Annotated in this window: 22 protein-coding genes; 13 read left to right on the top strand and 9 right to left on the bottom strand. The window is 71.1% G+C overall.

What is annotated here, in order from left to right; all coding sequences use genetic code 11:
• The first annotated feature begins 17 nt into the window (after nt 1–17).
• Nucleotides 18–785: a methyltransferase domain-containing protein gene (locus tag ACX9TP_RS42820; protein WP_482976461.1), complete on the top strand. Its 768-nt coding sequence runs from the start codon at nt 18–20 to the stop codon at nt 783–785.
• 6 nt (nt 786–791) lie between these two features.
• On the opposite strand, the gene ACX9TP_RS42815 is transcribed toward ACX9TP_RS42820, so the two are convergent.
• From ACX9TP_RS42815 to ACX9TP_RS42800, 4 genes are all read right to left on the bottom strand, one after another.
• Complete coding sequence (locus tag ACX9TP_RS42815) at nt 792–2,873, bottom strand: MopE-related protein (RefSeq protein WP_482976460.1); 2,082 nt, start codon at nt 2,871–2,873, stop codon at nt 792–794.
• Between the two features lie 99 nt (nt 2,874–2,972).
• Nucleotides 2,973–3,584 (bottom strand): YiiX family permuted papain-like enzyme, encoded by a 612-nt coding sequence (locus tag ACX9TP_RS42810; RefSeq protein WP_482976459.1) that lies wholly within the window; start codon nt 3,582–3,584, stop codon nt 2,973–2,975.
• Between the two features lie 130 nt (nt 3,585–3,714).
• Nucleotides 3,715–4,269, bottom strand: coding sequence for an RNA 2',3'-cyclic phosphodiesterase (thpR, locus tag ACX9TP_RS42805; protein WP_482976458.1), 555 nt, complete (start codon nt 4,267–4,269; stop codon nt 3,715–3,717).
• A 3-nt stretch (nt 4,270–4,272) separates the two neighbouring features.
• A complete protein-coding gene (locus ACX9TP_RS42800) occupies nt 4,273–4,797 on the bottom strand; it encodes a metal-dependent hydrolase (protein ID WP_482976457.1) in 525 nt (174 codons plus the stop codon).
• Nucleotides 4,798–4,876: 79 nt separating this feature from the next.
• Here ACX9TP_RS42800 and ACX9TP_RS42795 point away from each other — a divergent pair, with 79 nt between their 5' ends.
• Entirely contained in the window at nt 4,877–6,139 is a 1,263-nt protein-coding gene (locus tag ACX9TP_RS42795) for an adenylate/guanylate cyclase domain-containing protein (protein WP_482976456.1), read from the top strand.
• Between the two features lie 98 nt (nt 6,140–6,237).
• Nucleotides 6,238–7,098 carry a caspase family protein gene (locus ACX9TP_RS42790; RefSeq protein ID WP_482976455.1) on the top strand — a complete coding sequence of 287 codons (861 nt, stop codon included), beginning with the start codon at nt 6,238–6,240 and terminating at the stop codon, nt 7,096–7,098.
• Nucleotides 7,099–7,179: 81 nt separating this feature from the next.
• Here ACX9TP_RS42790 and proS read toward each other — a convergent pair whose 3' ends face one another.
• Entirely contained in the window at nt 7,180–8,613 is a 1,434-nt protein-coding gene (gene proS, locus ACX9TP_RS42785) for a proline--tRNA ligase (protein ID WP_482976454.1), read from the bottom strand.
• Between the two features lie 257 nt (nt 8,614–8,870).
• Here proS and ACX9TP_RS42780 point away from each other — a divergent pair, with 257 nt between their 5' ends.
• From ACX9TP_RS42780 to ACX9TP_RS42765, 4 genes are all read left to right on the top strand, one after another.
• Entirely contained in the window at nt 8,871–9,467 is a 597-nt protein-coding gene (locus tag ACX9TP_RS42780) for a DUF4336 domain-containing protein (protein WP_482976453.1), read from the top strand.
• Entirely contained in the window at nt 9,448–10,164 is a 717-nt protein-coding gene (locus ACX9TP_RS42775) for a TetR/AcrR family transcriptional regulator (RefSeq protein WP_482976452.1), read from the top strand. Before ACX9TP_RS42780 ends, ACX9TP_RS42775 begins: the two co-directional genes overlap by 20 nt.
• 73 nt (nt 10,165–10,237) lie before the next feature.
• The gene (locus ACX9TP_RS42770) at nt 10,238–10,843 is read left to right on the top strand and encodes an MXAN_6652 family MXYO-CTERM-anchored protein (protein WP_482976451.1); all 606 of its coding nucleotides are present in this window, start codon (nt 10,238–10,240) and stop codon (nt 10,841–10,843) included.
• Between the two features lie 208 nt (nt 10,844–11,051).
• On the top strand, nt 11,052–11,828 hold the full coding sequence (locus tag ACX9TP_RS42765; RefSeq protein ID WP_482976450.1) for an endonuclease/exonuclease/phosphatase family protein: 777 nt from the start codon (nt 11,052–11,054) through the stop codon (nt 11,826–11,828).
• Between the two features lie 42 nt (nt 11,829–11,870).
• On the opposite strand, the gene ACX9TP_RS42760 is transcribed toward ACX9TP_RS42765, so the two are convergent.
• Both ACX9TP_RS42760 and ACX9TP_RS42755 read right to left on the bottom strand, forming a co-directional pair.
• Nucleotides 11,871–12,422, bottom strand: coding sequence for a hypothetical protein (locus ACX9TP_RS42760; protein ID WP_482976449.1), 552 nt, complete (start codon nt 12,420–12,422; stop codon nt 11,871–11,873).
• A 132-nt stretch (nt 12,423–12,554) separates the two neighbouring features.
• Nucleotides 12,555–12,938, bottom strand: a complete 384-nt coding sequence (locus ACX9TP_RS42755) for a hypothetical protein (protein ID WP_482976448.1) — start codon at nt 12,936–12,938, stop codon at nt 12,555–12,557.
• Nucleotides 12,939–13,175: 237 nt separating this feature from the next.
• On the opposite strand from ACX9TP_RS42755, the gene ACX9TP_RS42750 reads away from it, so the two are divergent.
• Nucleotides 13,176–14,624: a hypothetical protein gene (locus ACX9TP_RS42750; protein WP_482976447.1), complete on the top strand. Its 1,449-nt coding sequence runs from the start codon at nt 13,176–13,178 to the stop codon at nt 14,622–14,624.
• Nucleotides 14,625–15,068: 444 nt separating this feature from the next.
• Nucleotides 15,069–15,722 (top strand): YdcF family protein, encoded by a 654-nt coding sequence (locus tag ACX9TP_RS42745; RefSeq protein ID WP_482982315.1) that lies wholly within the window; start codon nt 15,069–15,071, stop codon nt 15,720–15,722.
• Here ACX9TP_RS42745 and ACX9TP_RS42740 read toward each other — a convergent pair.
• The gene (locus ACX9TP_RS42740) at nt 15,703–17,247 is read right to left on the bottom strand and encodes a trypsin-like peptidase domain-containing protein (RefSeq protein ID WP_482976446.1); all 1,545 of its coding nucleotides are present in this window, start codon (nt 17,245–17,247) and stop codon (nt 15,703–15,705) included. The two genes, ACX9TP_RS42745 and ACX9TP_RS42740, sit on opposite strands and share 20 nt — an antisense overlap.
• Nucleotides 17,248–17,441: 194 nt before the next feature.
• Nucleotides 17,442–17,942: a MarR family winged helix-turn-helix transcriptional regulator gene (locus ACX9TP_RS42735; protein WP_482976445.1), complete on the bottom strand. Its 501-nt coding sequence runs from the start codon at nt 17,940–17,942 to the stop codon at nt 17,442–17,444.
• A 98-nt stretch (nt 17,943–18,040) separates the two neighbouring features.
• On the opposite strand from ACX9TP_RS42735, the gene modA reads away from it, so the two are divergent.
• The 4 genes from modA (at nt 18,041) to ACX9TP_RS42715 (ending at nt 21,778) form a co-directional block, all read left to right on the top strand.
• Nucleotides 18,041–18,820: a molybdate ABC transporter substrate-binding protein gene (modA, locus tag ACX9TP_RS42730; RefSeq protein ID WP_482976444.1), complete on the top strand. Its 780-nt coding sequence runs from the start codon at nt 18,041–18,043 to the stop codon at nt 18,818–18,820.
• Nucleotides 18,820–19,494, top strand: coding sequence for a molybdate ABC transporter permease subunit (gene modB, locus ACX9TP_RS42725; protein WP_482982314.1), 675 nt, complete (start codon nt 18,820–18,822; stop codon nt 19,492–19,494). Before modA ends, modB begins: the two co-directional genes overlap by 1 nt.
• On the top strand, nt 19,491–20,561 hold the full coding sequence (gene modC, locus ACX9TP_RS42720) for a molybdenum ABC transporter ATP-binding protein (protein WP_482976443.1): 1,071 nt from the start codon (nt 19,491–19,493) through the stop codon (nt 20,559–20,561). The genes modB and modC overlap by 4 nt, the downstream gene beginning before the upstream one ends.
• Nucleotides 20,562–20,653: 92 nt before the next feature.
• Entirely contained in the window at nt 20,654–21,778 is a 1,125-nt protein-coding gene (locus tag ACX9TP_RS42715) for a serine hydrolase domain-containing protein (RefSeq protein ID WP_482976442.1), read from the top strand.
• The last annotated feature ends 82 nt before the right edge of the window (nt 21,779–21,860 follow it).

The following is a 21,860-nucleotide window of genomic DNA, read 5'->3' as shown; positions in this document are numbered from 1 at the left end:
GCCAGGAGGTGGTCGCCATGTGGGACCCGACGCAGTACTCGCACTTCCGTGACGAGCGGAAGCGCCCCTTCTTCGAACTGCTGATGCGCGTGGACGTGGATGCGCCCGAGCAGGTGGCGGACCTGGGCTGTGGCACTGGCGATTTGACGCGTGTGCTCGCCGGGCGGTGGAAGGACGCGCGGGTGTACGGCGTGGACTCGTCGGATGCGATGGTGGAGGAGGCGCGCCGCCGTCCGCCGCCGGAGTCCCTGCGCTTCGAGGTGGCGGACCTCGCGGGCTGGGAGCCTCCCGCGCCGCTGGACGTGCTGGTCTCCAACGCGGCGCTGCACTGGGTGCCGGACCACGGCGCGCTCTTGAAGCAATTGGTGGCGAAGCTGGCGCCGAACGGAGTGCTGGCCTTCCAGGTGCCGGCCAACTTCGAGGCGCCCTCACACCGGCACATCGACGAGGTGCGGGCCCTGCCGCGCTTCGCGCCGAAGCTGGAGGTGGTGCGCCGCGGGCACGCGGAGTCGCTCGCCACCTATGAGGGGTGGCTGTCCGACCTGGGCATGACGGTGGACGCGTGGGAGACGGCGTACCTGCACGTGCTGCCGGGCGAGGACGCGGTGCTCCAGTGGTTGCTGGGCACCACGTTGAGGCCGGTGCTGGCGGCGCTGGGGCCGGAGGAGGGGAGGGACTTCCTCGACACGCTGAAGCCCCTGCTGCGCCAGTCCTACCCGAAGCATGCGCGAGGCACGCCGTACCTCTTCACCCGCCGCTTCGTGGTGGCGCGGCGGATGCGCTGAGCTGCGTCACTGAGGCCAGTGGAGGATCTTCCCGGTATTGCCCACCACCCACAGGTCCGCGGGGCTGGTCCCGGCGATGTCCAGGAACTGGACGTTCGAGACCTCGTGGATCTTCGTCCAGTCGGTGCCGTTGTACCGGTAGATGCGGCCCTTGGTACCGCTAAGGGCGGTGGCGTAGGCCGAGTTCGCGCCGAAGGCGACGACGGAGGTCAGGTCGTCGCTGTTGGGAAAGGTCAGCTTGCTCCAAGCCGTGCCGTTCCACTTCAGGGCGGTCCCGTCATCACCCACGGCGAAAGCGACCTTGTTGGTCACCACCCAGATGCCGTTGATGCGGGCCAACCCCGTGGCGCTCGGCAAGGTCTGCGTTTGCCACGTGCCATCGCCGGGGTTGAAGCGGTAGATGCGAGGGCCACCGCCGATGGAAGAATAGCCGCCAGCCGCGAATAGCGTGTCCCGGGATGGTCCGTGGACGTCGAACACATAGCCAATGGTGTTGCTGGAGGCGTTGAAGGTCACCGTGGTGCTGACACCGTCCCAGCGGAAGGCCGCACCTTCGCTTGCGCTGCTGCTTTCGCTGACTCCATAGAGTTCGAGGACGGAGTTGTTCCGGACGCCCGTGATGCCGTAGGTGGCCAGATCGGTCACCATGACCTGGGTGCAACTCGTGCTGGTCGCGTCCTGATGGGCCAGTCGGCCACTGGCGGAAGTGAAATAGGCGCGGCCATTGTTGCTCGGGTCGGCCCACACGGCATACCAGGCGGTCGTCGTCGCATCACCACACCCGGTTGCCGTTGATGCGGTCACACTGAAGTTGGTGTCTCCGGGCCTCAGCACTGCGCGGCGGTTGTTATCGCCCACAGCCCACACGCCACCGGTCGCCCACGTGGAGACCGAGTGCCATATCTGCGTCGTCGAACCTTCGGTTCGAACACCCCACGCGGAGCCACTGGCCGGGCAGGTCGCGGTGGTGGCTTCGGGTTGGTTGTCACAGTCGTTATCGAGGCTGTCGCACAGCTCGAAGGCATTGGGATGGGTGAAGGGGTTGCCGTCGTCGCAGTCATTGCCCTGGCTCACCGAAGCTGCGGGTGGCATGCATGTCTGCTGCGCGCCGTTGTTCCGGCCATACCCGTCGCCGTCATCATCCGGGTACCAGGTGGAGGCCTGCTGGGTAATCACGCACGCCGTGGCAGTGCCGGTTCCAGTGCATTGCTGCGTACCGCTGCACTGCGTGCTCGGGTCGCTGCACGCCTGGTTGAGCAGCGGGTAGTCCTCGTCAGTCGCACTGTCGCAGTCGTTGTTCTTGCCGTCGCAGAGCTCCATGGCGCCCGGGAACACGGTGGCGCCGGTGGCGCTGTCGTCGCAGTCGTCATTCGGGCCGGTGACGAAGCCCGTCGGCACGCCATTGCAGAAGGCCGTGGCGGTCGCGTTCTTGTCACCGTGTCCATCCCGGTCCACGTCCGGGTACGCCATGGTGGCGGTCGGCACGTTGCAGACGACCTTGCCGTTGTCACCACAGGCGAACGTGCCCTCGCAGCTGGCGCCCGACGTGCACGCCTGTCCCAGCCGAAGCTCCGCCGTGTCCGACTGTCCATTGCAATTGTCGTCCACGTCGTTGCACAGCTCTTCCGTCACGCCCGGGTTGACGCCAGGCCTGTCGTCGTTGCAGTCCGTGCCGCCCGAGAGCCGGGCCACATAGCCGTCCGCGTCCTTGTCCGTCGCTTGCAGAGGCAGCGTCGTGGGCGTCGTCTGGGCCCGCGTCACCGTTACCTGCTGCGAGGTGCTCACCACGGGTTCGCCGGTGCAGGCACGCTCGAAGGCCTGCGCCTCCACCTCTACCGCACTGCCCCAGCTGTCGGGAGGGAGCACGCCCACGACGATGCTGCCGCCATTGGCCGTGCCCTTGACCTGCTCGCCCTCCACGTCCGTTGAAAGCGGCTTCTCATCTCCGTCAGCTTCGCGCGCCGTCACCCGCACGCAGCCGGGCTTGAATCCTTCGTAGCTCACGGTGACCTTCACGCCACCTTGAGGAGTCTCTTCCTTGCAACCAGCAAGCGCGAGGAGGGGGAGGATCAGCAGGACGCGTCGCATGTCGCGCATCCTAGCTGTGACCTCCCGCAATTCCACAGCCCCCGGACCCTCCCGCCTGCCCACCCGGAGGTTCAGGTGTCCGGGTGGGAACAGGCGTGCCTATCGCACCGCCGGGAAGTCCGAGTGCACCACGTCCAGCTTCTCATCGACGGCCAGGCTGGCAGGCGTCACCAGCTCCAGGTCCAACGGAACCTTCACTCCGTAGCGCTCGCGCATGGCCTTCTCCAGGCCCTGCACCTTGAGCGAGCCCAGGCGCTCCATCTTCCCGTACTCCACGCCCGCGCCCTGGGCGTACGCCTTGCGGACCAGTTCCGAGCAGTACATCGCCTCGTCACCCCAGCCGAACTGCCAGTCGTACGGCTTGCCCAGGTGCTTCTTCGCCGCGTCCACCGCCTGCTGCCGCTGCGCGTCGCTCAGCTCCTTCGGACGCAGCACGAGAATCTGCCCCTTCACCCCGCGCGCCTTCCACTTCGCGAAGGGCACGCGCTGCACGGGCTGGACGGCCTCCACCACCCAAGCCCCCTGGGGCGTCACCTCCACCATGCCGACATGGGACAGCGGGCTCTCCGTCGCGGCCCGGATGGCCTCCGACTGACGGGAGCGCGAGGTGTGCAGGACGATGTCTCCCGTTCGCAGCGACGCCTCCAGCCGAGGTGCCGCGACCGCACCGTGCGCTCCGAGCCACACCGCCACGAGGACACTCCACCGCATCGTTCAGTCCTTTCCAGCGCTTGCTCGCGCCTGCCCCGGAACAGTGCAGACCCGGTGCCAACCGACCAGGGCGGCGCTCGCACCTCACCCCGCACGTGGGCGGCGCGAGGAACCTCCCGGGGGCGCACCTCTACGCCGCGCGCGTGAGCGGTACCTCCAGCCGCGGGTGGTAGTGTCCGCCCCGGCTCTCGAAGAGGATGAGCCGGTCCACGCGTCCCTCACCGAAGTCCGACTCCGCCAGCGCCTGCGAGCACCGCGCGAGGGCCGGGTCTCCGCGCGGGTCCTTCGAGCGCGCCAGGGTGAGGTGCGCGGTGTACTCGCGGTGCTCGGGCTCGAAGCCCAGCGGTTGCAGCGCCGCCGCCGTGTCCGCCTGCAGCGCCTTCAGCGCGTCCGTGGCCCCGCGCACGTCCGCCCAGAGCACGCGCGGGCGGGACGGCGGGCCGAAGCTTCCCCCACCACCCACGGACAGGACGAAGGGCGCATGTCTCGGGCCCACCGGCTCCAGCGCCTCGCGCAGGGACGGCAGCCGCGCCTCCTCCACGTCGCCCAGGAACACCAGCGTGAGGTGGACGCCCTCGCCCTTCACCCAGCGGGCATGCGGAGCCAGTGCGCGCAGCCGCTCCATTTCGGCGAGGGTGCGCGACTCAATCGTGCTTCCCAGCGTGACGGCGGTGAACAGGCGCATGGCTCAGGACTCCTGGCGGCGCCCACGCGGCCAGAGCGCGTAGGCCCAGAAGGGGATGAAGGCGAGCAACTCCACGCCGACGACATACAGGCCGCGGGCGGACAGCATCCTCGCACCGATGGGAGACACCGGCAGCGGCTGCACCGGCGCGAAGTAGCGCCCCTCCGAGAAGGGCCACAGCAGCGCCGCGCCCAGGCCGCCGTCGGTGAGCGCGTCCAGCAGCCCATGGCTCGCCACCGCGAGGAACGTGAGCGCCCCCCACCGCGCGGCCGGAGCGCCCAGCGCCCGCGCGAGCACCCACGCAACCAGCGCCACCCCCGCGGCGAACACCAGCGAGTGCGACGCGCCCCGGTGCCCCCACGGCGCCGCGTAGGCGATGCCGAACTTGAAGCCCACCACGTCCGCGTCGGGCAGCAGCGCGAGCAGGGAGAGCAGCGCCATGGCGCCCGCCTGCCTGCGCACGGACGCGCCGCCCGCCTCGTACCGCCCCAGGGCCATGCCCACCGCCACGTGACCGATGCTCGCCATACGCCGGAAAGATAGCCCACCCAGGGGCGGTGGCCCGCGACTGGAGGGGGCGCGGCGCGTGGGCTAGCGTCCGGAGCCCATGCGGAATCGCTCCCATGTCGAGGACACACTCCAGCGGCGCCTGAGGGGCTGGCGCTCCCAGGTGGGCGAGTGGCTCAACCGGTTCCGGCTCGTGGGTGGGGCGCTCTGGCTGCTCGTGGCCTGGCGGTACGAGTGGCAGGTGCCTCTGAAGTGGCTGGCCCTCTACCCGGCATTGGCCTTCCTGCTGTGGCTTGCCGCGCGGCGCTTTCCCGCGCTCCTGCGCCGGTCGGCCCTGCTGCTCGCCTTCGTGGACATGCCCGCCGTCTTCCTCATCCAGCGAATGGCCATCGAACGGCTGGCCCTCCAGCGCTTGGAGGGTCTCCCCGCGACGGACCCGGGCTTCGTCGCGCTGATGTCGCTGGGCGTCTACATCACCCTGGTGGTCATCGTGGCGCTGGTGACGCTGTCGCGCGCGAGCGTGGTGGCGGCCACGGCGGTGGCCATCGCCCTGCAGATGTCGCTGGTGGCCGCCGCCGGCCTGCCGTGGGAGTCCTTCCGCTCCGGCGTGGTGCTGGTGCTGTCGCTCGCAGCGGGGGCGGCCGTCTTCATCGGACGGCAGGTATTGGGCCTGGTGACACAGGTCGCGCAGGAGGAGGTCCAGCGCGAGCGGCTGGGCCGCTACTTCTCCCCGGAGGTGGCCCGCCACCTCGCCGAGCGCGGCGCCGAGGCGGGCGGCGGTGAGCACCGCGAGGTGACGCTCCTGTTCTCCGACATCCGCGGCTTCACCTCCATGTCCGAGCGCATGGACAGCCCGCAGGTGGTGGCGCTGCTCAACGAGTACCTCTCGCGCATGGTGGACGTGGTGTTCCGCCACGGAGGCACGCTCGACAAGTTCATCGGCGACGGCATCCTCGCCTACTTCGGCGCGCCCCTCGAGTTGCCGGGGCACCCGAAGGCCGCCGTCGCCTGTGGCCTCGCCATGCTGGAGGCGCTGGAGGGGCTCAACGCCGAGCGCGCCGCGCGGGGCGAGGAGCCGCTGCGCATCGGCATCGGCATCCACACCGGGCGCGTCGTCGTCGGGGACGTGGGCAGCGAGCAGCGGCGCGAGTACACGGTGATTGGCGACGCGGTGAACCTGGCCAGCCGGATTGAGGGGCTCACCAAGAAGGTGGGCGTCCCCATGCTCGTGTCCGGAGCGACGATGCGGCAGTGCCCGCAGGGCTTCGACTTCGAGCCGGCCGCGCCCCTGCCCGTGGCCGGCAAGGCCGAGCCCGTGGCCACCTTCGCCCCCCGGAAGCCGGGCCTGCTCGCCGCGAACTGAAGCGCCCGCACCCCGAGCGGCCAGCCCGCCTGCCGCCTCCGGCGCGTCACACCGTCAAGGGCCGCGCTCCACCCGGACAACACGGAGGAGTGTGACTCATGGCGCAGGGATATTCGTTGAACATCGGCTTGAACTCGGTGGACCCGGCCCACTACGCGGGGTGGGACGGGGCGCTCATGGCCTGCGAGGCCGACGCGGAGGACATGGAGCTCATCGCGCGCGCGCAGAACTACGGCACCGTCCGCAAGGTGCTGACGAAGGACGCGACGCGCGCTCGCATCATCAAGGAATTCGACGAGGCGGCCCGGGTGCTGCAGCCCGGCGACCTCTTCCTGCTGTCGTACTCGGGGCACGGCGGCCAGCTGCCCGACAGGAACAACGACGAGGTGGACGCCCAGGACGAGACGTGGGTGCTCTATGACGGAGAGCTCATCGACGACGAAATCTACGGGCAGCTCTCCAAGCTGAAGCAGGGCGTGCGCGTGCTGATGTTCTCCGACAGCTGTCACAGCGGCACGGTGAGCAAGATGGCCTACGCGGCGCTGCGCAGCAGCGGCAGCCTGGAGATGCTGGCGGACACCGTGCAGGACTCGGTGGCCGAGGAGCGGCGCTTCAAGGACATGCCGGTGGGCATCGCCCTGCGCACCTACCGCAACAACAAGGCCATGTATGACGACATCATGGCCGCGCTGCCCAAGGACGACCCGAAGGCGACGATGAAGGCCACCGTGCTGCTCATCTCCGGGTGCCAGGACAACCAGCTGTCCAGCGACGGCGCCTTCAACGGCCTGTTCACCGCCAACATGCTGCGCGTCTACAACGGCGGGAAGTTCAAGGGCAGCCACCGCACCTTCCACCGCCGCATCGTCCGGCGCATGCCGCCCCTGCAGTCGCCGGCCTACTCCGTCGTCGGCGTTCCCAGCCGCGAGTTCGAGCGCCAGACGCCCTTCATTCCCTGACGCGCGCGCACGGGCCTGAAACGACAAGGGCCGCGGAGGGTGACTCCCCGCGGCCCTGCGTCGTCCACGAGGGACTTCGGCTCAGTACGACTTGGAGAACACGATGCGGCCCGGCGAGGGCTCACCGGTGACGACGCACTTGCCCGGCTCCTGCTTGAGGCTGAAGGGGCGGCAGCGCGTGGTGAGCCCCGTCTCCTCCTTGATGCGGGCCTCCACCTTCGCGTCCCCGTTCCAGTGGGCCAGCAGGAAGCCGTCGTCCGCCTTCGCCTTCAGCTCCTCGTAGGAGTTGACCTCGAAGGTGTGCGAGTCGCGGAAGGACTTCGCCTTGTTGAACAAGTCTTTCTGCATGGCGTCCAGCATGGCCTGCGCCTTGGAGACGGCCTCGCCCAGCGAGACGAACTCCTTCTGCTTCAAGTCGCGGCGCACCATGACGCACGAGTCCTTGGCCAGGTCCTTGGGGCCAATCTCGATGCGCACGCACGTGCCGGTGAGCTCGTGCTCGTTGTACTTGAAGCCCGGGCTCTTCGAGTCGTCGTCGTCCACCACCACGCCCAGCCCCGCCTTGCGCAGGTCCGCGCCCAGCGCGTGGCTCTTCTCCAGCACCTGCGCCTTCTCCGCGTCCGTCGCCTTGCCGAAGATGGGGATGATGACCACGTGCGTGGACGCCAGCTTCGGCGGGACGATGAGGCCCGAGTCATCCGAGTGCGTCATGATGAGGCCGCCGATGAGGCGCGTGGACGAGCCCCAGGACGTCTGCCACACGTAGTGCTGCTTGCCGTCGCGGCCCTGGAACTGGGTGTCGAAGGCCTTGGCGAAGTTCTGTCCCAGGTTGTGGCTGGTGCCCGCCTGCAGCGCCTTCTTGTCCTGCATCATCGCCTCGATGCTGTACGTGCGCAGCGCGCCGGCGAACCGCTCCGACTCCGACTTGCGCCCCGGCAGCACCGGCATCGCCATGTAGTCCTCGGCGAACGTCCGGTAGACCTCCAGCATCTGGAGCGTCTCCTTCTCGGCGTCCTCCTCCGTCTCGTGGCAGGTGTGGCCCTCCTGCCAGAGGAACTCCGTCGTGCGCAGGAACAGGCGCGTGCGCATCTCCCAGCGCATCACGTTCGCCCACTGGTTCAGCAGCAGGGGCAAGTCGCGGTAGCTCTGAATCCACTTGGAGAAGGAGCGGTTGATGATGGTCTCACTGGTGGGCCGGATGACGAGCGGCTCCTCCAGCTTGGCGCCGCCCGCGTGGGTGACGACGGCCAGCTGCGGGTTGAAGCCCTCGACGTGCTCGGCCTCCTTCTTCAGGTAGCTCTCGGGGATGAGCAGCGGGAAGTAGGCGTTCTTGTGGCCCAGGTCCTTGAACATCTTGTCCAGGACGCGCTGCATGTTCTCCCAGATGGCGTAGCCGTTGGGCCGGATGACCATGCAGCCCTTCACGTCCGAGTAGTCGGCGAGCTTCGCCTTCTGGACCAGGTCGACGTACCACTCGGAAAAGCCCTTCTCGCGGGTCGTGAGCTTCTCGGCCATGTGCTGAGCACCCTTCTCAAAGTCGTGGAAAGAGGACGGTTGCCTACGACGGGCCCCCCCGGAAATCAACGGCCCCGTCGCCCCGGGCGTTCCCTGCCCCATGGAAAGGGTTGCGGTTTTTTCGACCGACGGTCAAAATACAGAACAAGGGTTGAAACCGCTGTGCCCCTGGAGGCGCCATGCTTCGTTCTGTCGCAGACGACGTCCACGTTCTGACGGTCCCCTTCCGGATGGGCCTCCTGGAGGTGGGGGGCCGCATGACTGTCGTCCGCCTGCCGGACGGTGGGCTGTGGGTCCACTCGCCTGTCCGCTTCACCCCCGAGGTGCGCGCCCAGGTGGACGCGCTCGGCCCGGTGCGCTTCCTGGTGGCGCCCAACCTGATGCACCACCTGGCCGTGCAGGACTGGGCGGCGGCATACCCGGACGCGAAGGTGGCGGCGCCGCCGGCCCTCAAGCGCAAGCGGCCCGAATTGCGTATCGACGTGGAGCTGGGCGACGCGGCGGACGCGGGCTGGGCGGGCGTCATCGACCAGGCCTTCGTGCGAGGCATGCCGAAGCTGGACGAGGTCCTCTTCTTCCACCGCCCCAGCCGCACGGTGCTCGTCACGGACCTGGCCTTCAACGTCCACCGCACGGACTCGTGGCTCTTGCGCGCCTACCTGAAGCTCAGCGGCGCGTGGCAGCGCCTGGCGTCCACGCTCACCGCGCGGGTCCTCATCCAGGACAAGGCCGCGGTGCGCGCGGCGCTGGAGAAGGTGCGGACGTGGGACGCGGAGCGGGTGGTGGTGTGCCACGGCGACGTGGTGGAGACGGGCGGAAGGAAGGCGCTGGTGGATGGCTTCGCCCGGCTCTAGCGGGGGCGGGCGCAAGTCCCCGGCCGTGCGCCGCCGCGCTGCTGCGTCGAAGACCGGGGCGCCCGCCGCCGAGGAGCGCGAGGCCCGCAAGGCGCGGCGCCAGGAGGGACGGCGCAGGGCCATCCTCACCGCCGCGCGCACGGTGCTGGTGCGCGAGGGCGTCTTGGGGCTGACGCTGGACGCGGTGGCCGCGGAGGCGGACCTGAGCAAGCCGTCGCTCTTCTATTACTTCCGCTCCAAGGAGGAGCTCGTCGGGGAGCTGGCGGTGGAGGGGCTCGCCCGCGAGGTGGAGGTGCTGGAGGCGGCGGTGGCCGCCGCGGACAGCGGGGTGGAGGCGCTCGCCGCGCTGGTGCGGGCCCGGGTGGACCTGTACGCGGAGGACCTGGACGCCTTCCGCGTCGTGTACCTCTGGCCCCAGCTGCTGGGCCGCCAGTCCGACGCCCAGCGCGAGCGCGTGTACGGCTTGAGCGCGCGGCTCAACGACGCGCTCGAGGCCCGGCTCCAGGCGGACGCGCGCGCGGGCCGGCTCGCCCCGGGCTTCCAGCCGCGCCGGCTGGCCAACGTCGCGTGGACGGTGGCGCACGGGCTGCTGTCGCTGGTGGCGGGACTGGAAAATGCGGGCGGGAGTACGCGGCACACCTTGTCGCAACTGCGTGACGAGGCCTGTGCACTGCTGCTGCGGACCGCCGTGCGCTGAGTGTTGCTGTGAACGCTTGCCGCGTCGCGCTATGAAGGGCCCTCATCCCAGTCGTTCGCCTTCAGGAGGCTTCATGCGGTCGTTTCGTTCGTCTCTCTGGGTCGCCGGCACCATGGCGGCGTGCCTCGTCTCCGGCTCCGCCTTTGCCTACGCCACCGGTCAGACCGGCTACAGCGGCAAGCAGACCGGCAACACGTGCATGAACTCGACTTGCCACACCGGCGGCACGCCGCCCTCGGTGACGCTGGAGGGGCCGGACACGCTGGCGGCGGGCGCCACCGGCAACTACACGCTCGTCATCAAGGGCGGCGCGGGCGTGCGCGGCGGCTTCAACGCGGCGGTGGACACCGGCACGCTGGAGGCGGGTAGCGACTCGCGCAAGTCCAGCGGCGAGGTGACGCACAAGGCGCCCAAGGCCTTCACCAACGGCGAGCTCCGCTTCGACTTCACCCTGGTGGCGCCGTCCAGCGGCAACTCCGTGAAGCTCTTCGCCGCGGGCAACTCCACCAACTTCAACAACGAGCCCACGGGCGACGCCTCCATGCAGACCTCGAAGACCATCACCGTGACGGGTGGCACCGAGGGCGATGACGGGGGCGGCTGCTCGGCCGCCGCGGGCGCGCCGCTGCTGGGCGCGGTGCTGATGCTGCTCGGCGCCCGCTCGCGCCGCCGCCGCTAGCCACGGGGCCGCTGCCGCGGTGCGTAGCCGGCCGCCTGCTCCGAGAGCGGGCCCGGCGGGGTGGGGCGACAGCCTTCGGGGGCGCGGCCTAACATCCGCGCCCTTGCGCATGCACCTCCGCCGACTCCTTCCCGTCCTGTTCCTGATGGGGCCGCTCGCGTGTGCGACCGGCTCCGGCCTCCGTCCACCGGAGGCCCATGTCTCCACCGTGCAACGCAAGGCGGGGGAGCTGCGGGTGATGACCTTCAACATCCAGTCCGGCCTGCGCGGGCTGGAGGGCGTGGCGGGCGTCATCCGCGCCTCGGTGCCGGACGTCGTCGCGCTGCAGGAGGTGGACGTCGGCTCCACGCGCGCGGGCGGGATGGACCAGGTGGCGGAGCTGTCCCGCCTCACCGGCCTGCCGTACCGCGCCCACTTCCGCACCACGGATTTGTATGGCGGCGCCTATGGCATTGCCCTGCTGTCGCGCTTCCCGCTGGAGGCGCTGGCGCAGTACCCGCTGCCGGTGCCTCGCGGCGCGGAGCCCCGCACGCTGGCCCACGCGGTGGTGCTGATGGACGGGCGCGAGGTGAGCGTCTACCTCACGCACCTCATCCGCCGTCCCTTCAACGGGGACGCGCGCGTGCGCCAGAGCGCCCTGGTGGCCCGGCTGATGGCGGCGGACCCGCGGCCCAAGCTGCTGATGGGGGACCTCAACGACGACCCGGACTCGCGCCCCATCCGCCTGCTGCGGCGGAACATGCGCGACGTCGTCGCGGCCACCGGCGGGGCGCGCGGCACGTACCCGATGCCGTTCATCCTCCCCACGCTGCGCATCGACTACGTGCTGGCGTGTGACGCCTTCACCCCGGTGTCCAGCCGCGTGCTGGACGTGGCCGTGTCGGACCACTACCCGGTGGTGGCGGACCTGCGGCTGGAGCCGGAGTCGACTCCGGCGGTGGCCGAGCGCCCCGCCGAAGCGGGCGCCGTCGGCTCCGCGCCCTGACGCGAGGGGGGCCGCCCGGCGCGCGCGGGGCGGCCGGGTGCGTCAGCTCACGTTGAAGCGGTACAGCACTTCCTTGTCGCCCTTGCTGTAGCTCTTGAGCACCTGGTGCTGGAGGTTCTTGGCGCCCAGGTGCGTCAGGCCGCCGAAGGCGAAGCCCATCACCGACAGCTCGAAGTACACGTGGGGCTTGGGCACGTGGGTGATGCTCAGGTCCGTGTGGCCCTGGCCGGGATGGACGTTCAGGTCGCCCTCGGTGAAGTAGCCCTTCCAGATGCCGGGGGTGAACAGGAGGAAGCGGCGCAAGTCACCCGGGCTGAACATCGTCTTGAGCTGGCCCTGGCTCAGCGCGTACTCGGCGGACTTGATGCCGAACTGCCACCAGGCGCTCTTGTTGCCGCCGTAGAAGCGGGCCAGCAACTCTTCATTGAGGTGGAGGAAGGCGTCCACCGGCATGCGCGTCACGGGCATCACCGGGTTGGCGAAGAACGGCTCCTTCTTCGTGAACTCCGCGAGGAAGGTCTTCCAGGTCGCCTCGCCGAAGGTCTGCACCATCATCTGCTGCCGCGCCAGGAACGCGACGCCTTTGACTTCCATTCGTGTCCTCCACCCAGGGCCCCGAGCGCGCTCGTGTCCGTACTCCCAGGGTGCTCAGGGCACGGCCATTGTGCGCCGGACCCCGGAGGCGAGGAAAGGAGTAGTAGTGTAAAATTGCAGTACGCCTGCTCGCTATTCGAGCTGGAGACCGCAGTCGGCGCAGGCCCCGGCGACCAGGGGGGCGGCGGTGCCGCAGGCGGGGCAGGGCGGCTCGCCGTCCGCGTCCTGGGCGGGCGGGGGCTGCAGGACGGGGCTCCCCAGGCCCTCGGCCTGGATGCTGTCCAGCCAGCGCTGCTGGAGGAGGGCGGCGACGCGGGGGCCGTCCTCGGGGCGCACCAGCACCTGGAACTTCGGGGTGCAGCCGACCTTGGCGCACGCCTCACGGTGGACGAGCGCCGGGACGTCCGCGCCCAGACAGGCGTCCACCAGCCGCCGCGCATCCATCAACGCCATCTCCGCGCAGGGCACCAGCTCCGCGTCGGACAGCACCTTCGCCGCGTCTTGCTCGGTCATCATGCGGCGGATTGGAGCGCAGCCGGGCCGGGCGCGTCCACTGTGCTCGCACGTTCGCCTGCCCTCCCGGCATGGGAGCCCCCGCGTGTGACAGTAGACTGTCAGACCCCCCTCTGGAGAGGTGGCGCTGGGACGGCTGAATCCCCACCGTGCGTGCGATGTGACGCCCGCTGCCCGTGGGCCCGGGCGCCGCGGTGGGGGAGAAGCAACATGCGTCGTGGATGGGGATGGAGTGCCTGCGTGGCACTGGTATTGGCGGCGTGCGGTGGGCCGGTGGAGCAGGGTGAGGAAGCTGACTGGGAGGGCCCCGCGGAGGCGGCGCCGCAGAAGCCCGCGGAGCCGGGGGGGCAGGGGGAAGAAGGTGACTGGAAGGGCCCCTCGGAAACGGCGCCGCTGACGGCCGCGGAGCCGGTGAGCGCCCGGGCGCAGGCGGCCCCGGGGGCCGGTGGCTCCCGCTGGCTCCAGTCGATGAAGGGCGTGGGCAAGGAGTTCATCGCCGGCGTGGGGCATGACTCGGAGGGCAACGCGGTGGTGGCGCTGAACGTGGCGGAGGGCGCCCCCAGCGACAGCCTCACGGACGGCGAGGGCGCGCTGGCCTCGTACCTGCCGGACACCTTCGTGGTGTCGAAGTACGGGGCGGGCGGCGAGCGGCTGTGGTCGCTCCACCTGCCGGGCTTCGCGGAGGCGCTCACGGTGGACTCGCAGAGCCGCGTGCTCATCGCGGGCCGCAACCCGGCGGGCGTGGACTACGGCTCGGGGCCGCTGCCGGCGGGGCGCTTCCTGCTCAAGCTGGACCGGGACGGTGTTTTCGTGTGGGCGTACGGCCTGGAGGCGCTGGGGGTGTCCTCCAGCTTCGCCATGCAGCGGATGGACGCGGACCGCTGGGGCAACGTGGCGGTGGCGGGCACGCTGCCGGACCCGGTGCTGCGCGACGTGCCCGCGCTGCTGAAGGTGGGGCCGGACGGGGACGTGCTGTGGATGCACGTGGACAACCGGGAAGGCCGCGCGCGGAGCGTGGCGGCGGACAGCGAGGGCAACTTCTACCTGACGGGCTTCCACTTCGTGAAGGTGCGCTCGGACACGAACTTCCTGCCGTACCTCCGCCGGCTGGACGCTGCGGGCAACATGGTGTGGGAGCGGACGCTCGCCACGGACTACGGCAATGCGAGTGGCGTCGCCGTGCACGGCAACCGGGTGCTGATGACGGGGGACTTCCTCAAGCCGCTCACCTTCAAGGGGCAGCGGTACACGGCGAAGGGGAGCTGGAGCGATGCGTACGTGGCGGCGTTCGACCGCGACGGCAACGAGCGCTGGGTGCGGGTGCTCGGCTTCTCCGGGCTGGACGTGTCCATGGACTATGACGACGGCGCCGTCATCGTCGGCCGGTACGAGGATGGGGATGACCTGGGCACGGGCCCCATGGGAGGGGCGCCGGGCGTGCAGTCCAACCTCTTCGTCGCGAAGCTGGACCGCGTGGACGGCGCGCTGAGGTGGGTGCGCGGCTTCGCCATGAGCCACCCGGCTGGTACCGACGTGTCCGGGGACCGGTACTTCGTCTCGTCGCATACCACCACCGGCATGTGCGTCGTGGCGGGCTCGCGAATCGCGGCGGCGGACCTCGGCATGGGCATGATGCCGGCGCCGATGGGCGGCCGCCGCGACGCGTTCCTCGAGGGCTTCGACCCCTGAGGCGTGAGCGGACCGCGCATGCCGACGGGGCATGTGAGGCCCGCGGGCCGGCGGCCGGTCCATGTGGAAGGAACGTTCCTTCCGGGCACACGCGGGGGGCTGCCCGGCCGGAATGAACGTTCCTTCCGGGCACGCACGCGGGCCGCCCGGCTGGAATGAAGGTTCCTTCCGGGCATCCGCGTGGGCCGCCCGGCCGGAATGAGCGTTCCTTCCGGGCACGCACGCGGGCCGCCCGGCCGGAATGAACGTTCCTTCCAGGCAAGCGCGTTCCGGTGGGCCCCCGGCCGGAATGAGCGTTCCTTCCGGGCACACGCGGGGAGCAGCCCGGCCGGAATGAGCGTTCCTTCCGGGCACACGCGCGGGAGGGGCGCCCGGCCGGAATGAACGTTCCTTCCAGCCACGCGGCGCTCGCGACCCGGCCGGAGCGGGGCTACCGTGCCGCCGGTGCCGCCTTCCTCGCTGTCTCCCAGACCGGGCCGCCTGCGCCGTTTCCTCATCGTCGCGGCGGGTGCGCTGACGTGCGGCGTGTTCGGCCTGGCGTGGGTGGTGGACCGCTTCGGCCAGCGCGAGCGGGCGGAGTCCGCGGACGCGGTGGTGGTGCTGGGCGCTCGGGTGCTGCCCGGCGGCGTGCCCTCCGGCGCGCTGCGGGCGCGCACGGAGAAGGCCGTGGAGCTGTACCAGCGGGGAATCGCGCCCCGGCTCGTCTTCTCCGGAGGCGTGGGCGTGAATCCCCCATCGGAAGCACGGGTGATGCTGGCGCTCGCGACGAGGCTGGGCGTGCCGGCGGAGGCGTGCGTCCTGGAGGAGGAGAGCCATTCCACGGAGGAGAACGCGCGCCTCGCCGCGAAGGTGCTCCAGGCCCTGGGCGCCCGGCGCGTGGTGGTGGTCTCGGACCCGTACCACCTGCTGCGGGCGCGGCAGTACTTCCGCCTCAACGGGCTGGACGTGGCCACCAGCCCCGCGCTGGAGACCGAGCGCAACCTCAACGCGGTGGACCGCTTCTACTGGACGGTGCGCGAGGCCATCGCCCTGCTCCTGCACCCGCGCGTGCTCCTGGCCCGCGCGCCCGGAGACGCGGCTACTCCGCCGGCACCGTGAGCGCGCGCAACTCGCGCACGCCCCCCGGCAGCACCACGCGCAGCAGCACGGACTGGCCGGGCTTCGCCTCCCGCAGCAGCCGCATCAGTTCCACGGCGCGGCGCACCGGCTTGCCACCCGCCTCCACCACCACCATGCCCGGCTCCAGCCCCGAGGCACCGGCCGCCGAGCTCTCGTCCACGTCCGTCACCAGCGCCCCCGTCGCTGGCAGCCCCTGGGCCCGCGCGAGTCGTGCGTCCATGTCCGCCAGTCCCAGTCCCAGGCGCAGGTGTGCCGGCTGCTCCCGTGCCTCGGGGCGGCTCCGTGTGGCCACGCCCTCCAGGTCGGGCCGCGTGCCCAGCGTCGCCTTCACCTCCGCCTTCTTCCCGTCCCGGTAGATGGAGAAGGTGAGCGCGGTGCCGGGAGGCGTCAGCGCCACCAGGCGCGTGAGCGCCCTGCCCGAGTCGATGGGCTTGCCGTCCGCGGCGATGATGACGTCATCCGACTGGAGCCCGGCCTCGGCGGCGGGCGTGTCCGCGGAGACGTCGGTGATGAGGGCGCCCGAGCGCGCCGGCAGGCCGAGCGCCTCGCCCAGGTCCGCCGTCACATCCTGGACGGACACCCCCAGCCAGCCGCGCGTGACGGCGCCGTCCTTCTCCAGTTGCGGCACCAGCGCGCGGACGAGGTTGCTGGGCACCGCGAAGCCGATGCCGGCGCCCTCGCCGATGACGGCGGTGTTGATGCCCACCACCTCGCCGCGGAGGTTGAAGAGCGGGCCGCCGGAGTTGCCGGGGTTGATGGCGGCGTCCGTCTGGAGGAAGTCGTCGAACGGGCCCGCTTCGATGTCGCGGGCCTTGGCGGAGACGATGCCCAGGCTGACGCTGGAGCGCAGCCCGAAGGGGTTGCCGATGGCCACCACCCAGTCGCCCACGCGCAGCGCCTCCGAGTCACCCAGGCGCACCACCGGCAGCGGCTTCGAGTCGGCGGGCAGCTGGAGCCGCAGCAGGGCCACGTCCGTGAGCGGGTCCGTGCCCAGCACCTTCGCGCGCAGCTCGCGCCCGTCGGGCAGCTGCACGTGAATCTGCGTCGCGTCCTGCACGACGTGGTTGTTGGTGAGCACCAGCCCCTGGCCGTCGATGATGAAGCCCGAGCCGAGCCCCTGGCGCGGCGTCTCCTGGGAAGGAGGGGCCCGGCGGCCGAAGGGAGTGAAGGGCCCCCAGGGAGTGCCGCCGAAGGGAGAGTCGCCCTCTTCGCCCCAGGGCGAGTCCTCCGGCCCGCGGCGCGACGGCGTGGCCTCGCGGACCTCGACGTTGACGACCGCGGCCCTCACGGACTCCACCAGCGGGGCGACGGACGCGAGCGCGGCGCGCATGTCCGGAGGCATCGGCTGGCCGGCGGGGGCACGGCCTCCGTTGTGGGCCGAAGGGCTCGCGGAGCTCTCCGGGGGCGGCGGAGCGGAGGAGGGCTCCTCGCTGCTCCGGCGGCAGCCCGCCAGGAGGAGGACCAGTCCCAGCCCCGCCGTGAGCGTGCGTGTGCTGCGCTTCATGGCTTCCTCCCTCTCTTCAACGCCCGGCCCCGCGCGAGGCCGTCCTGCCTGCTCCTCCAGCGAAGCCCCGCCCGGGGACTCGTCCCGGTGACTGCACTCCGGCGCCGCTGCGTTCCGCCGGGGGCGTGCCTACGCGCTGAACCCTGATTCACCCTGCATACGGAGGTGGGCAGGCGTGCGGGAGGCCGGCGGCCTCAGGCCGAGCGCTCGCGGGCACTGGAGGTCGCCGTCTGCGAGTCCATGCGGCGCAGGAGCTTCTCGAGGATGCGGAAGAGGGCCTTGCGGTCGCTGGTGTCGAGGATGCTGAGCAGCTGCCCCATGCCCTGGAGCGTGAAGCGCTCGAGCTTCTGCCAGGTCGCCTGCCCATCAGGCGTGAGGCGGCAGCGGACGACGCGGCGGTCGGAGGCGCTGCGCTCGCGCATGAGGTGGCCCTCGCGCTCCAGGCGGTCCACGACGCCGGTAACGGTCTTCTCCGTGACGCCCAGCCGCCGGGCCAGCTCGCCCATGGTGAGTGCGCCGTCCTGGCCCAGCCACAGCAGGGCATGCACCTGCGGCGGGGTGAACTGGAGCTGTTCGCACGTGGCGGCGATGGGGTCACGGAGCGAGCGACGCCGGCCCAGCGCGAGCAGCAACTGCTGCAGCTTGTGCACGTCGCTCGAAACGTCTTCTTCCTCTTTATGGATATTCCGTGACACGGAGTATGCCTTAGCGGCCTGGGGGTTGCGGGTCAACCTGTTGTCGCGGCGGGGGCGGTCATGTGGACAATGAGCCCTCGCCTGCCCTGGAAAGTGAGATGCACCCCATCATGCGTCCCTTCTCCCTGCTCTGCTCTCTTCTTCTCGCGCTGACCGCGGTGCCCGCGCTCGCGGAGAAGGCGCTGGTGTTCGCCGCGGCGAGCACGACCCACGCGCTCCAGGAGCTGGCGCCGGCCTTCACGAAGGCCACCGGCCACGAGGTGGAGTTCGCCTTCGGGGCGTCCAGCGACCTAGCGCGGCAGGCAGTCGCGGGGGCTCCGGCGGATGCCTTCCTCTCGGCGGATGCGGTCCGGATGGACACCGTGGAGAAGGCGGGGTTGGTGCAGTCCGGCACGCGGGTGGACCTGCTGTCCAACCGGTTGGTGGTGGTGGTGCCGTCCGACGTGAAGGGTCGGCTGGTGGGGCTGGAGGGCTTGAAGGAGGTGAAGCGGCTGGCGCTGGCGGACCCGGCGGCGGTGCCCGCGGGGGTGTACGCGAAGGGCTGGCTGGAGAAGGCGGGGCTGTGGCGGGCGCTGGAGGCGAAGGTGGTGCCGGCGCTGGACGTGCGCGCGGCGCTGTCGGCGGTGGAGTCGGGGCGGGTGGACGCGGGCGTGGTGTACGCGACGGACGCGGCGCAGTCGAAGAAGGTGAAGGTGGCCTTCGCGGTGCCGGACGCGGACGCGCCGCGAATCCTCTACCCGGTGGCGGCGCTGGCGAAGGGGAAGGCGCCCGAGGCCGGTCGGGCCTTCGTCCGCTTCCTGCAGACGGAGGAGGCGCGGAAGGTCTTCGCTCGGCAGGGCTTCATCGTGCTCGGTGGGAAGGGGGCGGGCGCTCCGTGATGGAAGGCACGGCGGGGCTCGTCTTCTTCACGGTGGCGGTGGCGGCGGTGGCCACGCTGCTCATCCTCCCGCTCGGGGTGGTGGTGGCGTACGTGTTGGCGCGGTGGGACGGGCCGGGCAAGGGGCTGGTGGAGACGGTGCTGGCGCTGCCCATGGTGTTGCCGCCCACGGCGGTGGGCCTGGTGCTGCTGGAGCTGCTGGCGCGCAACGGGCCGGTGGGGAGGGTGCTGGACGCGTGGGGCGTGGAGGTGGTCTTCACGCCGAAGGCGGTGGTGCTGGCGAGCGCGGTGATGGCCTTCCCGCTGCTGGTGCGCTCGGCGCGCTCGGGGTTCGAGGAGGTGGACCCGAGGTTGGTGGCGGTGGCGCGCACGCTGGGGGACTCGCGGGTGCGGGCGTTCTTCCGGGTGACGCTGCCGCTGGCGTGGCGCGGAGTGCTGGTGGGGGCGCTGCTGGCGTTCTCCCGCGCGCTGGGCGAGTTCGGCGCGACGGTGCTGGTGGCGGGCAACATCCCCGGGCGCACGCAGACGCTGTCGCTGGCCATCTTCCACCGCACGCAATTGGGCGAGGACGCGGAGGCGCTGCGGCTCGCGGGCGTGGCGGCGCTGCTGGCGTTCGTGGCGGTGTACGCGACGGAGGTGGTGACACGGCGGCGGGGACGGAGGTCGCGGGCGTGAGCCTGGTCCTGTCCCTCCGGCTGCCGCTGGCGCGCTTCACGCTGGAGGTGGAGACGCGCCTTGAGGGCGCCTCCGTGGCGGTGCTGGGGCGCTCGGGCTCGGGGAAGACGTCGCTGCTGGAGGTGCTCGCGGGGCTGCGGCGCGGGGCGCGGGGGCGCGTGGAGCTCGGGGGACGGGTGTTGCTGGACAGCGAGGCCGGCGTGGACGTGCCTCCGGAGGCACGGCGCATGGGCTACGTGCCGCAGGACGCGCTGCTCTTCCCGCACCTCACGGCGGGACAGAATGTGCGCTTCGGTGAGCGCAAGGGCCGGCCCTCCCGAGCGGAGGAGGCCATCGCCCTCCTGGAGCTGGCGCCGTTGCTGCACCGCTATCCCGCGACGCTCTCCGGTGGCGAGAAGCAGCGCGTGGCCCTGGCGAGGGCCCTGGCCACGGACCCCGCGTTGCTGCTGCTGGACGAGCCGCTGGCCGCGCTGGACGTGGCGCTGAAGGAGCGGGTGTTGCCGTACCTGCTGCGAGTGCGCGACGAGGCGAAGGTGCCGATGCTGTACGTGACGCACCAGCTCGGCGAGGCGCGCGTCCTCGCGCATGAAGCCCTGCTGCTCGATGAAGGCCGGGTCCGCGCGGTGGGCCTCGCGTCGGAGGTGCTGGGCACGACGGCCCGGGGGCTGCTCGCGTCGGAGGGGGAGGGCGAGGAGAACATCCTGGAAGGCACGCTGGAGCGCCCGGAGGGCGGCGGCCTGCGGCTGCGAGTCACGGAGGGGCTGGCGCTCTGGGTGCCGGACGCGCCGGAGCTGTCAGCGGGCACGCGCGCGGCGTATGCCGTGCCGTCCGAGGACGTGCTGCTGTCCATGGGCCCGCTGTCCGGCGTCTCCGCGCGCAATGTGCTCATGGGGACGGTGGCGAAGGTGGAGCCCGCGGCATCGGGAGAGGACGCGGCCACGGTGGACGTGGCCGGGGTGGGCTGGGTGGTGCGGCTCACCGCCGCCTCCGTGCGCGAGCTGGGCGTGGTGCCGGGGGCGCGCGTGTACCTCGCGGTGAAGACCGCCGCGTGTCGCCGGCTGCGCTGAGCGGTGCTCGGAATCTACGCCACCCGGTAACAGAAACGCCGTCCTCCGGTGTTCGGGTGCTCGCACCACGTCACCCCCCTGGAGGACATGAGATGGGCAGGTATCGTTCCGGTCGGCTCGCGCTCTGCGCATCACTGTGGCTCTCGCTCGCGGGGTGCGGCAACGACGAGCCCGAGCCCCAGGGCACTCGCTGCGAGCAGCTCGCGCCCCGGCTGCAAGATGCGCTCGAAGAGGCGACCGTGGCGGAGGACCTCCCCGGCATCACCGTCTCGCTCCGTCTCCCGGAGTGCACGTGGCGGGGCGCGACGGGCCAGTCCCGGGTGGAGTCCGCCACCGCGATGAAGCCCGAGGACCGGCTCCGCGCGGGAAGCATCACCAAGACCTTCGTCGCCGTGGTGGCGCTGCAACTCCAGTCGGAGGGCAAGCTGTCCCTGGACGCGCCGCTCGCGACATGGCTCCCGGACTTCCCCCGCGCGGACCGCATCACCGTGCGCCAGCTCCTGAACCACACGGCCGGCACGGCCAACTACACCCAGAACCCGGACTTCCTCACCGAGGCGATGGCCAGCCCCGGCAAGCTGTGGGAGCCCGAGGAGCTCATCGCGTATGGCGCGGCCCGCTCACCCTCCTTCGAGCCGGGAGCGCGCTGGGAGTACTCGAACACCAACTACATCCTCGTCGGCCACATCCTCGAAGCCGTGTCGGGCACCTCGGTGGCACAGCAGTTCCGCACGCGCATCATCGAGCCCCTGGGCCTGACGAGCACCGGGCTGGACGGAGGCGAGCCGCTGCCGTCCCTCACCGTGGGCGGGTACACGCGAGACCCGGAGGATGGCACGTGGACGAACCTGGAGGGGCTGCTCCATCCGTCTGCCGCGGGCGCGGCCGGCGCGCTGGTGTCGAGCGCGGACGACCTCAGTCGCTTCTTCGAGGTTCTCCTCACGGGGGAGTTGCTCACGGTGGAGCAGCGCGCGGAGATGTCCCAGTGGGCCACGACGCAGGACGCCGGGGAGTCCGGCTATGGACTGGGGCTCGCGCAGTGGGAGGACTCCGTGGCGCCGATGCAGGGCCACAACGGCGGCATTCCCGGCTTCTCGTCCATCGCCGTCTGGCTGCCCCGGCAGAAGGCCTCGCTGGCGGTGATGACCAATCGCGAGGGCGCCGAGCAGCCAGGGGTGACGACGCAGAAGCTGCTGAAGGTGCTCACCACGCAGTGAGTTCGCGTCAGCCCTCCAGCGTGGCCCCCAGCTCACGCGCTCGCTCCTCTTCGTCAACGTCCCGCATCTTCCCTCGGAAGAA

The organism is Pyxidicoccus sp. M15 (assembly GCF_056858435.1).
This window is presented reverse-complemented; position numbering and strand designations above follow the sequence as displayed.